This is a genomic window from Mesobacillus sp. MER 48 (genome assembly GCF_023714225.1).
GTDB lineage: Bacteria > Bacillota > Bacilli > Bacillales > Cytobacillaceae > Mesobacillus > Mesobacillus oceanisediminis_A.
Genome location: NZ_JAMAUR010000002.1, coordinates 385,971 through 401,263, shown reverse-complemented (window position 1 = coordinate 401,263; position 15,293 = coordinate 385,971). Strand labels below are relative to the sequence as shown.

The following is a 15,293-nucleotide window of genomic DNA, read 5'->3' as shown; positions in this document are numbered from 1 at the left end:
TTCCTTAAAAGATAACATCTATCAATACGGTCTTGCAGGTTAAAGCCATCATTTATCGTACATCATCAGGAAGGTGTCTTGTCCATCATTATGGGTAGAAAGACCAACGGCACGATGTATTACCATGCCGTCTCTGCATCCTAATCTAATGTCATATTATAGCATAAAATTTGACAGCCTGAATCAATTTCCTGCTATTTCCGTCCGATAATTTCTACCTCTGTCTCCATTTTCACACCATGTAAATCCAGGACTGTATCCTTAACATGCTGAATCAGGCCGAGTACATCCTCAGCTTTGGCGCTGCCTTTATTCACAATGAAGTTTGCATGGAGCTCGGAGATTTGTGCACCGCCGATTTGATGGCCCTTCAAGCCCGATTTTTCAATTAAATTACCAGCATGGTCAGGAAGGGGATTCCTGAAAACACTGCCGCAGCTTGGATAATTGTATGGCTGGGTCTCTTTGCGATAATCCTTATTTTTCTGAAGTTCTGCTACGATTTCCTCCTTGTTTCCTGCCTTCAGCTGGAATACTGCAGCTACGACGATTCCAGGACGCTCCTTTTGGAGGACGGAAGTCCGGTAAGAAAACTTCATTTCTTCATTCGAAAGCCACTCCAGGGAGCCATCCTCGAATAGAACATATGCTTTCTCAAGGATTTTGGAGATGTCTGAACCGTGGGCGCCTGCGTTCATATATACAGCGCCTCCGATCGAGCCAGGGATGCCGCCGGCGAATTCGAGTCCGGAAAGCCCTTTACGGCTGATGGTGATCGCAAAGTTAACAAGTGAAAGGCCACCCCCAGCGGTGACTCTTGTTCCTTCAATCTCCAGGTCATCCAGCCCAGAGCCAAGTTTGATAACTGCGCCTTCAATCCCTTTGTCCGATACAAGGAGATTTGACCCCCTGCCGATCACCGTCAATTTGACTCCAGATTCCTTGATGGCTTCCACTGCCTTTTTCAGATTTTCTATTGACGAAGGCTCAATTAGTAAGTCTGCGGGACCGCCAATTTTCATTGATGTATGGTTCGCGAGCGGCTCGTTTTCCTTTACCGATCCGATATTCATTTCTCTAAGTTTGATAGCCAGATCCTTCATAAATTACCTTCCTTTCACGATACAGCCTTTATTCAACCAGTTTATGCAGCTCCAGCCCTATAGGCTACTTTGCCGCCAGTTCCTCCATCAAACGATAGAGCCTTTGGGCAGCATCTGGTATGCCGAGTTTCTTTGCTGCTTTCTTCATATCAGCCAGTTTCTGTTCATGCCCGAGAATCTGGTCAATACTCTCTACCAGCTTTGGCCCGGTCAGGTCTTTTTCAAGCAGCAGGCGTGCTGCTCCGTTCTCACTCAAAGCCCGTGCATTCTTTTCCTGGTGGTTGTCTGTTACATATGGGCTGGGAATCAGTATGCTTGGTATTCCGAGTGATGTCAGTTCAGCAAGTGTAGTCGCTCCAGCCCTTGCTACCGTCAAATCCACACCGGACAGCACTTCAGGCATATTGTGTATGAATGGCTTGATAATCACGTTTTCTGGATTTCCAACCAGTTCCACTTCTTTCTGGACTTCTTCGAAATGAACATCACCAGTTACATATAATACTTGATATGGTTTACTGCTTAATTCTGTCAGACTTTTGACGACCGCCTCATTAATCGGCCTGGCACCTCTGCTCCCGCCAAAGATCAGCACAGTCGGCACCTTAAGTTTAAGGCCCGCAGACAGTCTCCCCTTGATTCCATCCTGTCCCAAAACTTCAGACGCGCGGGGATTGCCTGTCAATTCGACTTTTTGTTCCGGGAAAAACTGCCTTGCCTCCTCGAAGCAGATGGCAACCTTATCAACGTACCTGCTCAGGAATTTATTGGTCAAACCTGGTACGCTATTTTGTTCATGGACAATTGTTGGTATGCCCATTTTGGCCGCTGCATAGACAACCGGGCCACACACATAGCCACCTGTCCCGATGACGACATCAGGGTTGAATTCCTTAAGCATTTTTTTACTATCTCTTACGCCCTTCAGGAATCGCAGCACCGTTTTTACATTTTCAAAAGAAAGTTTCCGTTTAAAGCCTGTGATATGTATTGACTTAAAAGGGATATTCTCCCTCGGCACGAGCTTGCTTTCGAGGCCCTTTTCTGTTCCTATGTATAGAAACTCAACCTTCTCATCCTTTTTTTGAATCTCCCTGATTAGTGCAAGCGCAGGATAAATATGTCCTCCTGTACCACCGCCGCTAACTGCAATCTTCATTTTCCACACCTCAGCAACTTATCTCTTTTTTTAATTGCTGTCAATCACGCATTTTACCACCGCTTCCAGCAGCAGTTCCGAGCGAAATGACAGAAATAATCGTCAAAAGTGCCCATAAAAAAGGCACTCCCCGGTTTTACCCTATTCTACTATATTCTAAACTGCAGAACTGATTTTAAAGATATTGTTATTTAAATGTAATATAGCATGAACAAAGGCATATTCCTAACATATTCATCGTTCATGTCCGAATTTCCAGGATTCTTTTTCGGTCTTGATACACTAACCGTAAAATCAGGTATTCCTATAGGAAGATAATAACAAACAAAAGACCCTGGAATCAGGGTCTTTATCGTGTGTATAGCTCAATACCTTGAGTGGCGGCTGATATTCAACAGCACTCCAACTGCCATCAGCATCAATGTCAGGGAAGATCCTCCGTAGCTGAGGAAAGGAAGTGTTATTCCCGTTACAGGCATAAGGCCCGTAACAACCCCGATATTGATCATGACCTGGATGGCAATCATCGCGATGATCCCGGTCGCAAGAAATGTACCGAATAAATCGGGTGCTCCGAGCGCAATCCTGATGCCCCGCCAGAGGAGTAAAGAGAATAAGAGTAGAATCAATGATCCTCCAATGAATCCGAGTTCTTCAGCCAGAATCGCAAAGATAAAATCTGTCTGTGGTTCCGGGAGATAAAAGAACTTTTGCCGGCTTTGTCCCAGCCCCAGTCCGAACAATCCTCCAGGCCCAATAGCATAGAGTGATTGAATCATTTGAAAACCGCTTCCAAGGGGGTCCTGCCATGGGTCAAGAAAGGATGTGATCCGTTTGATCCTGTAAGGCGCAGAGGCAATCAGGCCGACAAAACCCGCAACACCCAGGAGACCAAGTCCCACGAAATGACTGATTCTTGCTCCGGCAATAAAAATGATGACAACTGAAGTACCGACCATAACTGTTCCAGTACCCAGATCCGGCTGCAGCATAATCAGGCCAAATGCCAAAAAGACAAGTCCCAGTGATGGCACAAGACCTTTTTTAAAAGAGGTGATTGCCTTCTGGTTCTCCGACAAAAACTTTGCAAGAAAAGCAATCATCGCAAGCTTCATGAATTCGGAAGGCTGGACCGAAAAGGCGCCGACACCAATCCAGCTCCTCGACCCATTCCGTACATTCCCGACCCCAGGGATCAATACAAGGATCAACAGGACAAAACAGACAATCAGGATCACCTTAGACCATGTCCGCCACGTCCAGTAGTCAATATTCATGATAAAAAACATCGCGATGATTCCCACTCCCGCAAACAGCATTTGCCGTTTCGCAAAAAAGAAAGAGTCATTGAACTTATAGTCTGCCCAGACAGCACTTGCGCTGTATACCATGATCAGTCCCACAGTCAAAAGCGCAAAGGTCACAATCATCAGGAATATGTCTGGAGTCGATTTTTTCGTTGGCAAAGCAATACACCTCGGCTGTATGATTTAGGGCTCATATGCCGCTTCCCATCCAGCCTGCATGAGGCCAGGCAACCTGAGTCATGTTGTTCAAGACAAGCCCTTACTTAAGCTTATGCACGGCCTCGATAAACATGTCTCCCCTGACTTCAAAAGTTTTATATTGATCCCAGCTGGCACATGCCGGTGAGAGCAGGATAACATCTCCGGGTACTGAATGTTCGAACGCCACGGGAACGGCCTTTTCCACATTATCGACGCGAAGAATTGTTTTTATTCCTGCCTCCTGCCCAGCCTGTCCCACTTTTTCAGCAGTTTCCCCAAAAGTAATCAATACTTTGACGTTTTTTAAAGAGGGGATAAGTTGATCAAAGGAATTCCCTCTGTCCAGACCGCCTGCAAGCAATACGATTGGATCATCAAAAGCCACCAGGGCATTTTCAGTTGCCAGTATATTCGTTGCTTTTGAGTCATTATAAAATTTCCGGCCGGCGATATTGCCGACATATTGAAGCCTGTGCTTTACGCCTGCAAAAGATGTTAGCACTTTGATAATCGCTTCTTGGTCTCCTCCTGAGAGCAGCGTCGCAGCCACAGCCGATAAGATGTTCTCCAGATTATGCTTGCCCGGCAATACAATATCCTTTGTATCGATAATCTGCTCACCATTGAAGCAAACCCAGCCATCCTTCACATAAGCCCCGCTGTCCAGTACTTTTTTCGTTGAAAAAGGAACGATTTTTGCTTTTGAAGTACGGGCAATAGCCATCACTTCTTCCTGGTCAGCATTTACGATGAAGTAATCCTCTTCCGTCTGGTTTTTCGTAATCAACGCTTTCGCTGCAATATAATCTTTCCTTGTACCATGATAATCAAGATGCGCATCGTACAAATTGGTAATCACGGCAATCTTCGGCTTGAATGTGTCGATACCCATTAATTGAAAAGAGGAAAGCTCAATGACAATCGTATTTTCCTCTGTTGCTTCCTGGGCAACACCCGATGCAACTGTACCGATATTCCCGGCAATCAGCGGTTGTTTTTTACCGGCTTCGAGCATTTCAAAAATCAAGGTTGTTGTCGTGGTTTTCCCGTTTGTTCCAGTAATCCCCACAAGTGGTGCCTCTGATATCTGGTAGGCCAGCTCAACCTCGGTAATGATCGGTATCCCGTTTTCTTCTGCCTTTTGGATCATTGGATTGAAATACGGAATCCCTGGGTTCTTGACGACCAGTTCGAATCCTTCATCCATCAATTCAATCGGGTGGCTTCCGCAGACCACTTTGATTCCCTGTTCAAGCAGCCCCTGTGCTTCAGGATTTTCCGATAATGGCTTGCTGTCATTAACTGTAACGAAAGCGCCTAATTTATGTAGCAGAGCAGCTGCGCTGACTCCGCTCTTGGCAAGGCCAAGTACAAGAATTTTTTTATGTTGATAGGTTTTAATATGTTTCATCTAAATCCACACCTCAATATAAATTCCAAGGATTGCGAAAAGCAGGCCGACAGTCCAGAATGTCACAACAACTCGCCATTCCGACCAGCCAATCAATTCATAGTGGTGGTGAAGCGGACTCATCCGGAAAATCCTTTTTCCTGTTGTCTTGAATGAAATAACCTGAAGGATCACTGACAATGTTTCGATGACGAAGATTCCGCCAATGATGATCAGGATAATCTCAAGCTTCGCCAGGATTGCCACAGTTGCAATGGCACCACCCAGTGCAAGTGAACCAGTGTCACCCATGAACACTTTCGCAGGGTGTGCATTGAATACTAGAAAACCTAGAACAGCTCCTACAACTGCGACAGAAAAAATCGACAGCTCATATTGCGATTGATTCCAGGCCAGGACAGCAAAGGCACCAAATGCAATTGCTGCTGTACCGGAAACCAGCCCGTCAAGCCCGTCCGTCAGGTTAACTGCATTTGAAAAACCGACCATCCAAAAAATAATGAACAGCGCATATCCCCAACCGAGATCAAAAGAAAGATCGGTTAACGGGATACTGACTACTGTTGAAAATTCACTTTGGTTAAAAATAAAGAAAAAGATAACGGAAATAATAATTTGCCCAAGCAATTTTTGCTTGGACGTCAAACCAAGATTCCGCTTCATGACTACCTTGATAAAATCATCCATGAAACCTAGGAGCCCGAACCCTAAAGTGACAAATAGCAAAAGATAGGTTTCCACACTAGGCTGCGAGAATTTTCCTGTCATAACAAGTGTCGTGATTGTGATTGAAATTAGAATCATGACACCGCCCATTGTAGGAGTCCCTGTTTTTTTCTGGTGTGATTTAGGTCCTTCCTCTCTGATGCTCTGGCCGAATTTAAGCCTTCTCAGGAAAGGAATAAATACTGGCGAAAGCAAGACTGTTATTAGAAAACCCATCAATATTGTGAAAAAGATAACTTGCTCCAGCATTATTCCTCACCTGCCTTGCTTATATTGCCGCCAAATCCATTGATTTTTTCGGCCATCACAGCTATATCATATGTTTCATCCGCTTCATTAAGAAGTCCTTTGTCAGGGAAAATGAATTTCGTTCTTTCCCTGGTTTCTTCGTGTTGTGTCAAATAGTTATAGTATGAATTCATGATTTCCTCTAAGCCTTTCAAATTATCTTGTGCATAAAAAATCGGGAAGTGATTGGGAGCATATGAAGGAACCTGCACTCCCTCAGGCCATAGCGCTGCCACGGCACCGTTCGAAATCGCTTCCTGTAAAGTTCCGGATTCTTCGGATATCGGAACAAACAGCCCCTTTGGCTGTTTGGCTCCTGCCTGGCTGCTTACAGTGTGAAAGCGGATCTTTTCTTCTTTTATTCCACTCACCTTCGAAAACAGTCTCGAAACATCCTGGTATGTCAGCATATTACCTCTCCTCTATCGCCTCGCGCGCTACAATCCTGTCATCAAAGTCAAACGTTCTGTCTCCGATTTGCTGATACGTTTCATGTCCCTTTCCGGCAATCAGGATCACATCGCCAGCATCGGCATTTTTGATGGCATGCTGGATCGCTTCTTTTCTGTCGATGATCGAAGTATAAACTTCACCCAAGACTCCTTCTTCCATATCCTTGATGATTTCTGCTGGATCCTCACTGCGCGGGTTATCAGAGGTAAAGATGGCATCCGTAGAATACTGGCATGCAATCTTCGCCATGAGCGGACGTTTTGTGCGGTCGCGATCCCCGCCGCAGCCAACCACACAAAAAATTCTCTTTTGCCCAAATTGCTGCACGGTCTTAAGGACGTTCTCAAGACTGTCCGGTGTGTGGGCATAGTCTACAATGACAGAGAAATCCTGTCCTGCATCAACCACTTCAAACCTTCCTGAAACCCCTTTAACACTTTCAACAGAATCAATGATAGCCTCCAGAGAAATTCCGGATACAAGGGCAGCTCCAATGCTCGCTAGAACATTGTAGATGCTGAACTTGCCGATCAGCTGAATATTTACCTTCCTTTCACCAAACGGGCTGACTAAATCAAATGATGTTCCGCTGGCAGTCATGGAGATATTGGTTGCCTGCAAGTCGGCATGATTGTCAATCCCATAGGTCAATAAATGAGCAGTTGTCAGCATCGCGAATTCCTCGCTAGCAGGATCATCTGCATTCAATACAGCAAATTTCGGGTTCTCATGGTTAAAGGCATTTCCAAGCTGCGAAAACAACAAGCCTTTTGCCTTCTTGTATTCTTCCATGGTTTTATGGTAATCGAGATGGTCCTGGGTCAAATTCGTAAAAACTGCAACATTATAGTCTGTACCATGAACACGTCCATATACGAGTGCATGTGAGGAGACCTCCATCACAGCCGTCTCGACCTGTTCATCGACCATTTTCCTGAACGTCTTCTGGAGTGTCAGACTCTCCGGAGTGGTATTCTTCACTTCAAAGGTTTGTTCACCGATCTTTGTGTACATCGTCCCGATCAAACCGGTTTTTTGTCCTGAATCTTTGAAAATCTTTTCAATAATATGGCTCGTCGTCGTTTTTCCGTTCGTCCCTGTAATCCCTACCATATGTAGCTTCTGGCTCGGCTGCCCGTAAAAAACATCGGCCAGGACCGCCATCGCCCGCATGGTGTCCTTCACAACAATCACCGGTACATTTACAGGAAGCTCGCGCTCAGCAAGAACAGCTGCCGCGCCATTTTTTACGGCCGCCTCTGCAAAATCATGGCCATCAACTGTATAGCCTTTAATGCATATGAATAAACTTCCCGGATTCACTCGGCGGTTATCATTTTCAATTGAAGTAATCTCGGGATTTTCTCCCTTGTAATCCACGAATGGGTGCAAATAACCGATCAATTCGTGTAGTTTCATAAATATCAAATCCTCTCAAACAACATGGCGACTCTTATTTTACATGATTAGGCTGAAATTAGCCATTGTTGAGGTGAAAAGTACAAGCCCTTTTTATCGATGGCTTTTTACAATCTTTAAGCATTTCCCATTCAGCAACATCTCTGAAAGCGTCTCGGAATCGAAAAGCAACACTATGAGCCAAAAGAGAGTTATAGATAAGAGTTTAATTGGGGTCAGCATGCAAAAGCAGCGGCGGATATTGATCCTGCCGCCGCCTCCTGCTATCGACTGTTTCCTAAAACACCGTATCCGGGTCAATCATTCATATATACCCTTATCGTGGATCCTTCCTTGATTTTCACACCCGGTGAAGGAAGCTGTTTGACCACTTTCTCCCCATCTCCTGCGATATCCAGTTTTAAATTGATCAATTGCTGTCTTAGTTCTGCCTTGGATAGGCCAATCAGGTCAGGAACCTCGACCATTGGAGTATCCAGCCATGTGAGCTCTTTCTCGATTTGATCCTTTCTCGGCGGGACCTCCATCGCCCTCAAGCTATCTTCCATGATATCCCCGACAATCGGAGCGGCTACAACTCCGCCGAACTGGACGGTGCCCTTTGGGTTGTCAACAGCAACATAGATTACAATTTGCGGATCGTCCGCAGGTGCAAAGCCTATGAAGGAAACGATATGGTTATTTTCTAGATAACGTCCATCTTTTGCTTTTTGTGCGGTACCTGTCTTGCCGCCAACCCTGTACGAATCCACAAATGCATTTTTACCAGAGCCCTTCGCAACGACACTTTCAAGCGCATGCCTGATTTCTTTCGAGGTTTCTTCTGAAATGACTCTTCTTTTCTCCTGAGGTGTCTTTCTCATCACAATTTCCCCAGTTATCGGATCACTCAATTCTTTGGCAATATACGGTGTATATAGTATACCGCCATTAACCGCGGCTGAAACCGCAGCAACCTGCTGAATCGGTGTAACTGATACACCCTGACCGAATGCCGTAGTTGCCTGTTCGATCGGTCCCACTCTATCCAGGTTAAAAAGAATTCCCTTTCCCTCTCCCTGAAGGTCAATTCCTGTTTTTTCGCCAAATCCAAAATCCTTTACATATTTGAACAGTTTTTCTTTTCCAAGTCTATCCCCCAGCTCGACAAATCCAGGGTTGCATGAATTCTCGACAACTTCAAGGAAGGATTGGCTTCCATGGCCGCCCTTTTTCCAGCAGCGGATCCTCGCTCCCGCCACCTCAACGGAACCTGAATCATGAAAGTGATCCTTTTCCAGATCGACCTTTCCTTCCTGAAGCGCAGCTGCGAGCGTCACAATCTTGAATGTCGATCCGGGTTCATAGGTGCTCCAAATCGGCAAGTTCCTGTTATAGACCTCAGGCGCTACATTACGGAAATTAGCAGGATCAAAATCCGGTCTGCTGGACATTGCCAGGATTTCCCCGTTTTTAGGGTTCATCGCGATCGCAATAATCCCATCCGGATTGTATTTCGCCTGAGCAATATCCAATTCCCTCTCAACAATTGTCTGGACCCGGCTGTCGATCGTCAGCTTCAGATCAAGCCCGTCCACCGGCGGCTCATAATCATCTGCCATATTATGCATCCGCTGCTGTTTCGCGTCAGCATAAAATTGCACAGATCCCTTTTTCCCTTTTAACTCCTTATCATAGTAGAGCTCGAGTCCCATCAACCCCTGGTTATCGACCCCAGCAAAACCGAGGACATGGGACAGATAGCTTCCATATGGATAATGACGTTTCGAATCTTCCCCAATATAAACACCTTTAATATCCAGCGCCCTGATTTCTTTCGCTTTTTCGTGTGAGATTTTCCTTCCCTCTGGTATTCTCTCAATCATCGCTTTTTTAGTGATATGCTGGAAGGCCTTTTCCTTCGGCATATCCAATGCCTTGGCCAATAATTCAGCAGCCGCCTCAGGATCCTTCACCTGGCGAGGAACCACATAGACAGTCGGGGCACTGATATTCGTTGCCAGCGCTACACCATTCCTGTCCGTAATCTCTCCACGTTGAGGTTCGAACGGGACATTCCTGCTCCACGAGTCCTTCGCCTTTCCTGTCAAAAGATCCCCAAGCATGAACTGTACATAGCCAAGCCGGACATCTATGATAAAAAACACCAAAATCCCGATCACAAGAACGAGAGCCAGCCTTTTTCTGACCGTCACATTTGATACACGCATATATTGAACGAACCTCCTCCTAAAATTGTTCCGCTGAAAACCATGACACTCGTTCAAATATATGCTTGTACGATTTTGAATATAACAAGAAGTCGAGACAAGCTTGGCATGGATACGTCATCTGGAGGTGATTTGGGAGGATTTTGAGGTTGATGGCGGTGGGGTTGGCTGAACTTGAAGTTACTTCGGACAACTTTCGTGCTTACTCGCGAAAAGCTGTCCGAACTTGCGGCTGCTTCGGACAACTTTCGTGCTTACCGTTGAAAAGCTGACAGAACTGGAGGCTACTTCAGACAGTTTTTGTGCTTTCAGGCGAAAAGCTGTCCGAACTTGTGGCTGCTTCGGACAACTTTTGTGCTTACCCGTGAAAAGCTGTCCGAACCTGTGGCTGCTTCGGACAACTTTTGTACTTACAAGTGAAAAGCTGTCCGAACTTGTAGCTGCTTCGGACAACTTTTGTGCTTACCAGTGAAAAGCTGTCCAAACCTGTGGCTGCTTCGGACAACTTTTGTGCTTACTCGCGAAAAGCTGTCCGAACTTGTGGCTGCTTCGGACAACTTTTGTGCTTACCGACGAAAAGCTGTCCGAACCTGAGGCTGCTTCGGACAACTTTCTCGTTTACCGTTGAAAAGCTGTCCGAACCTGAGGCTGCTTCGGACAATTTCCGTGATTGCCCGGTTTGGTTTTATCTGATCGCTTCAAACAGTCCTCAAAAAAAAAACAGAGGAAGGGCTCAGCCGCCAACTTCCTCTGTTTCCTCACTATCTTCTTTTTTTAAGGAGTTCTCGAATTGCTGCAGCGGTGTTTCGAGCTGAACAATAAGATTTTCTCCTTCATTGATCGGCAAGCCTGGTTTCAGGCTCTGTTTTGTCACATATCCGCTACCGGCTTTATTTAGCTTAACCCCAGTTAGTTGGGTGAGCTTCATGACATCCCTTAGCGACCAGTCTGTAAGATCCGGATATGTCATGGTGCCTGAAGCTTTTATAATGATTTTTTCTCCTTCTAGAGAGACTATATCAGCGTTTGGCAATTGTTCTTCCACCTGATTCCCATCACCAATGACTACGGTCTCAAACCCTTTGGACTCAAGCAGCTTCTTTGCTTCACCAGTTTCCATCCCGGTTACATCCGGTACAGAACTTGAATCAGCCTTTTCCATGGAAGCAGGCTTTATATTCAGATACTGAAGACTGCTTTGCATCACTGATTTGAAAATCATCGATGTTGGAATCGAACCTTTGAAATAGTGGTCAATTTCAGGCTGTTGGACCGCAACGTACACAATCAGCTTGGGATCATCTTTTGGAGCCATGCCGAGGAATGAGAATAGATAGTCGCTAGGCCCATTAAGATATTTACCATTTTCGGTAAGGTTGGCAGTGCCTGTTTTCCCGGCAATCTTATAACCATCAATTGCATATGATTTACCCGTACCATGCTCCGAGGTAATAACTGTTTCAAGTACATCGCGAACCTCTTTGGCTGTTTCAGCTGATATCGGCTTGCCAACTGCCTCGGGTTCAGTTTGTTTCACTATTTTACCAGTGTTCGGGTCAACTATTTTATCAATTACTTTAGGCTTCATCATGGTGCCGTCATTTGCAACGGCGGATGCGGCCTGGATTAATTGAATAGGTGTAAACGTCGATCCCTGGCCATAAGAGACCGTTACTTTTTCAACTGGCCATTTATACTGAATTTTACCCACAGCTTCGTTTGGGAGGTCAATGCCAGTCGGCTGATCAAAACCAAATTCAGTCAAGTATTCCCGGAATTTATCCGTACCGATTTTTTCATTAACAAGCTTTGCAACCGCAACATTTGAGGATCGCTGTATACCTTCCAGATAAGTAATCGTTCCCCATCCCTGCCGCTTATTATGATCTCCAATAGGAACCGAGTTCTCAGTAACTTTATAGGAACCAGATTTATAGTATTCTCCTGGATTCCACTTATTTTCCTCAATTGCCGCTGCTAATGTAAAAATCTTCATCGTCGATCCCGGTTCGATCGGTGTTTCAACAATCTCGTTATGCCAGCTTTTATCTAACCCATCCCTTGTAGTAGGGTGGAATGTAGGACGCTGGGCCATTGCAAGTATTTCGCCGGTTTTAGGGTCAGCAACGACAGCCAGAATTTTTTTAGGCTTATATTCCTTATCAACTCGATCGACGGCATCCTCAACAAAAGTCTGGATTTTTTTATCAATCGTCAGGTAAATATCATCGCCATCTTTTGCAGGAGTTACTTTTTCTTCTGCACCTGGAAGAAGGAAACCCCATAAATCACTTTTAAAGGAAATCGACCCATTTTCACCAGTCAATTCATCATTTAATGTTTTTTCTACACCTAGCTTGCCAGTAGTAAATGTTTTGTGATCCTCTGTTTCTTCATTCTCAACAAAGCCCACTAAATGTGATGAAAATATACCATTTGGATAGAATCGCTTTGAATCTCGTAAAAAAGTAATTCCCGGCAGCTTTTCCTCTTCTATTTCCCGCTTGGTCTGGTGGGTAATATCACGGCCGGCCTTTCCGAATTCAACCTGCCATGCCCCATCTTTTGTAAGTCTCTTGTATATATCCGACTCGCTCATATCGATATACTTCGCCAGTACAGCGGCTGTTTTTGCCGGGTCTTTAACATGTTTCGGCTTCTTTTTATTCGTTGTCACCGATTCATCAAGGATGGCGACGAGCGTATAGGAAGTGGTGTCTTCCGCAACTACTTCGCCTTTGCGGTCAAAAATCGTGCCTCTGACAGCCTCGATGACTTTCTCATTGGAATATTTCTGCTGCGCTCTTGCTGCCAGTGCTTGTCCATGAACTTCACCTGTGACCTGGATGGAGACAAACCTGAAAATCAAGATAAAAAAGAGCAGGCTGAATATTACGAATAATACCGCTGCTCCTGCATTCATATTTGGCTGTTTCTTGATCATCAGTTTTCCACACCTTTAACATTGTTTTCATTCAATGTTAGGCCGAGCTTTTCTGTCACCTTTTTGATTCTTTCATAGGTACTTAATTCGCTAATCTGGACTTCAAGGTCACTATTAACCTTTTGCTGCTCCTGAATATCGCCTTCAATAATCTGGATTTCTTTGTTGACTTCATAAATGGCTGCCTGTTTTGATACCATGAATGTTGCGCCGAAGCATACGATTGCTCCGAAGACAAACATCAGGATTTTTTCACCGGGCGTTAAAATCGAATTTCTTTTCGCAGGTGCTTTTACCGGTGCTTTTGCTGGTGCCTGAACTGTACGATGCTGCTGTTCCTGCTGCAATTTTGTAGCCAGATTGCTCATCATTTTCCCTCCTGAAAATTTTATATTTTTATTTTTAGTTTTTTACTTTTTCAGCTATCCGCAGTTTTGCCGATCTTGCCCGGTTATTGAACTCGAGCTCTTCCTCGGACGGAAGGATTGGTTTTCTAGTAATCAGCTTCAATTTAGGCTGAAACTCATCCGGAATGATTGGCAGACCTGGTGGAAGCGGCGGTGTTTCGCTCGCTTTTTTCAAGGTTACCTTACAAATCCTGTCTTCGAGTGAGTGGAAGGTGATGACACTGATCCTTCCTCCTACGGATAAAAGTTCGATTGCCTGCTCCAGTGACTTTTCAAAAACACCAAGTTCATCATTTACCGCGATCCTGACTGCCTGGAAAACCCTTTTGGCGGGATGGCCGCCTTTTCTCCTTGCAGGTGCAGGAATTGCATCTTTAATCAACTCGACCAGTTCACTAGTGGTCTCAATCGGCTTGTTTTCCCTTGCGGCCTCGATTTTGCGGGCAATTTGTTTTGAGAATTTCTCTTCTCCGTACTGGAAAAAGATTTTGACCAATTTTTCATATGGCCATTCATTAATGACATCGTAAGCGGACAATGCTGCATCCTGGTCCATCCGCATATCGAGCGGAGCATCGTGGTGGTAGCTGAAGCCGCGTTCCGGAGTATCTAGCTGCGGTGAGGAAACTCCCAAATCATATAGAATCCCATCAACTTCTTTTACACCCAATTTTTCAAGCTCGTCCTGCAGATAAAGAAAATTACTTTTAATGATTGTCAGCCTGTCGCCGTAAGCTGCAAGCTTTTCTTTCGCATTTGCAATCGCGACATCGTCCTGGTCAAATGCATATAGCTTTCCTTTTTCCGAAAGCCTGGACAAAATCAATTCACTGTGGCCTGCGCCACCGAGAGTGCAATCCACGTATGTACCGTCAGGCTTGATATTGAGCCCGTCTACTGTTTCTTCCAGTAAAACTGTTGTATGTTTGAACATCATGATCCACCTTTCCAATCGAGGAGCAGGTAATATTATATCAGAATAATGTTACCCTTAAATATCAAATCCAATCATATTTTCCGCAATTTCAGCAAAAGATTCCTCAGATTCTGCGAAATATTCTTCCCAGATGGCTTTGCTCCAAATTTCAATTCGATTGGAAACACCTAAAATCACACATTCTTTCTCAAGCTTGGCGTATTGCATCAGCGGGGAAGGAATATTGACTCTCCCCTGTTTGTCAATTTCACTCTCGGTAGCACCCGAAAAGAAAAAACGGGTAAATGCACGTGCATCTTTTTTAGTCAGCGGAAGTCCTTTAAGTTTTTCTTCGATCACTGACCATTCAGAAACGGGGTAACCAAATAAACACTGGTCAAGTCCACGGGTAAGAATGAACATTTCTCCAAGATTTTCACGGACCTTGGCAGGGATGATCAATCGTCCTTTGCTATCCACATTATGATGGTATTCACCCATGAACATGCCACTACCCCCACTTTCTAAATACAATGTACCACATTCCCCCACTTTTCACCACCTTATTTTAAATATTCTCTCCACCAACCCAAATTCCTTTGTTATTTCTTACTTTTTTATATTTTTAATTGCCAGTTGATAGACAATCGAAGACTGCCAATGAACAACAGGAACCATTAATTGCACTGAAATCAATAGTAATAGTAATTGCACTGTCACCCTCGACAATTGAACCTTCACCCTAAATA

12 protein-coding genes are annotated in these 15,293 nt (G+C 44.8%); all 12 read right to left on the bottom strand.

Going from position 1 to position 15,293, the window contains the following annotated elements; translation table 11 throughout:
* Nucleotides 1-194 precede the first annotated feature (194 nt).
* Nucleotides 195-1,103 carry a UDP-N-acetylmuramate dehydrogenase gene (gene murB, locus M3593_RS08245; RefSeq protein WP_144474795.1) on the bottom strand — a complete coding sequence of 303 codons (909 nt, stop codon included), beginning with the start codon at nucleotides 1,101-1,103 and terminating at the stop codon, nucleotides 195-197.
* A gap of 64 nt (nucleotides 1,104-1,167) precedes the next feature.
* Entirely contained in the window at nucleotides 1,168-2,262 is a 1,095-nt protein-coding gene (gene murG / locus M3593_RS08240) for an undecaprenyldiphospho-muramoylpentapeptide beta-N-acetylglucosaminyltransferase (RefSeq protein ID WP_144474794.1), read from the bottom strand.
* A 365-nt stretch (nucleotides 2,263-2,627) separates the two neighbouring features.
* Nucleotides 2,628-3,728 carry a stage V sporulation protein E gene (gene spoVE, locus M3593_RS08235; RefSeq protein WP_144474793.1) on the bottom strand — a complete coding sequence of 367 codons (1,101 nt, stop codon included), beginning with the start codon at nucleotides 3,726-3,728 and terminating at the stop codon, nucleotides 2,628-2,630.
* A 100-nt stretch (nucleotides 3,729-3,828) separates the two neighbouring features.
* The gene (murD, locus tag M3593_RS08230) at nucleotides 3,829-5,181 is read right to left on the bottom strand and encodes a UDP-N-acetylmuramoyl-L-alanine--D-glutamate ligase (protein ID WP_144474792.1); all 1,353 of its coding nucleotides are present in this window, start codon (nucleotides 5,179-5,181) and stop codon (nucleotides 3,829-3,831) included.
* A complete protein-coding gene (gene mraY / locus M3593_RS08225; RefSeq protein ID WP_144474791.1) occupies nucleotides 5,182-6,156 on the bottom strand; it encodes a phospho-N-acetylmuramoyl-pentapeptide-transferase in 975 nt (324 codons plus the stop codon).
* The gene (locus tag M3593_RS08220; protein ID WP_144474790.1) at nucleotides 6,156-6,605 is read right to left on the bottom strand and encodes a hypothetical protein; all 450 of its coding nucleotides are present in this window, start codon (nucleotides 6,603-6,605) and stop codon (nucleotides 6,156-6,158) included. Before M3593_RS08220 ends, mraY begins: the two co-directional genes overlap by 1 nt.
* Before the next feature lies 1 nt (nucleotide 6,606).
* Nucleotides 6,607-8,067, bottom strand: a complete 1,461-nt coding sequence (locus tag M3593_RS08215) for a UDP-N-acetylmuramoyl-L-alanyl-D-glutamate--2,6-diaminopimelate ligase (RefSeq protein WP_144474789.1) — start codon at nucleotides 8,065-8,067, stop codon at nucleotides 6,607-6,609.
* A 296-nt stretch (nucleotides 8,068-8,363) separates the two neighbouring features.
* Complete coding sequence (locus tag M3593_RS08210; protein ID WP_144474788.1) at nucleotides 8,364-10,277, bottom strand: stage V sporulation protein D; 1,914 nt, start codon at nucleotides 10,275-10,277, stop codon at nucleotides 8,364-8,366.
* 733 nt (nucleotides 10,278-11,010) lie between these two features.
* The gene (locus M3593_RS08205) at nucleotides 11,011-13,221 is read right to left on the bottom strand and encodes a penicillin-binding protein (protein ID WP_251542122.1); all 2,211 of its coding nucleotides are present in this window, start codon (nucleotides 13,219-13,221) and stop codon (nucleotides 11,011-11,013) included.
* The gene (gene ftsL, locus M3593_RS08200) at nucleotides 13,221-13,592 is read right to left on the bottom strand and encodes a cell division protein FtsL (protein ID WP_349654844.1); all 372 of its coding nucleotides are present in this window, start codon (nucleotides 13,590-13,592) and stop codon (nucleotides 13,221-13,223) included. Before ftsL ends, M3593_RS08205 begins: the two co-directional genes overlap by 1 nt.
* Nucleotides 13,593-13,623: 31 nt before the next feature.
* On the bottom strand, nucleotides 13,624-14,562 hold the full coding sequence (gene rsmH, locus M3593_RS08195) for a 16S rRNA (cytosine(1402)-N(4))-methyltransferase RsmH (protein WP_144474997.1): 939 nt from the start codon (nucleotides 14,560-14,562) through the stop codon (nucleotides 13,624-13,626).
* A gap of 57 nt (nucleotides 14,563-14,619) precedes the next feature.
* Nucleotides 14,620-15,051 carry a division/cell wall cluster transcriptional repressor MraZ gene (gene mraZ / locus M3593_RS08190; protein ID WP_102262102.1) on the bottom strand — a complete coding sequence of 144 codons (432 nt, stop codon included), beginning with the start codon at nucleotides 15,049-15,051 and terminating at the stop codon, nucleotides 14,620-14,622.
* Nucleotides 15,052-15,293: the final 242 nt, after the last annotated feature.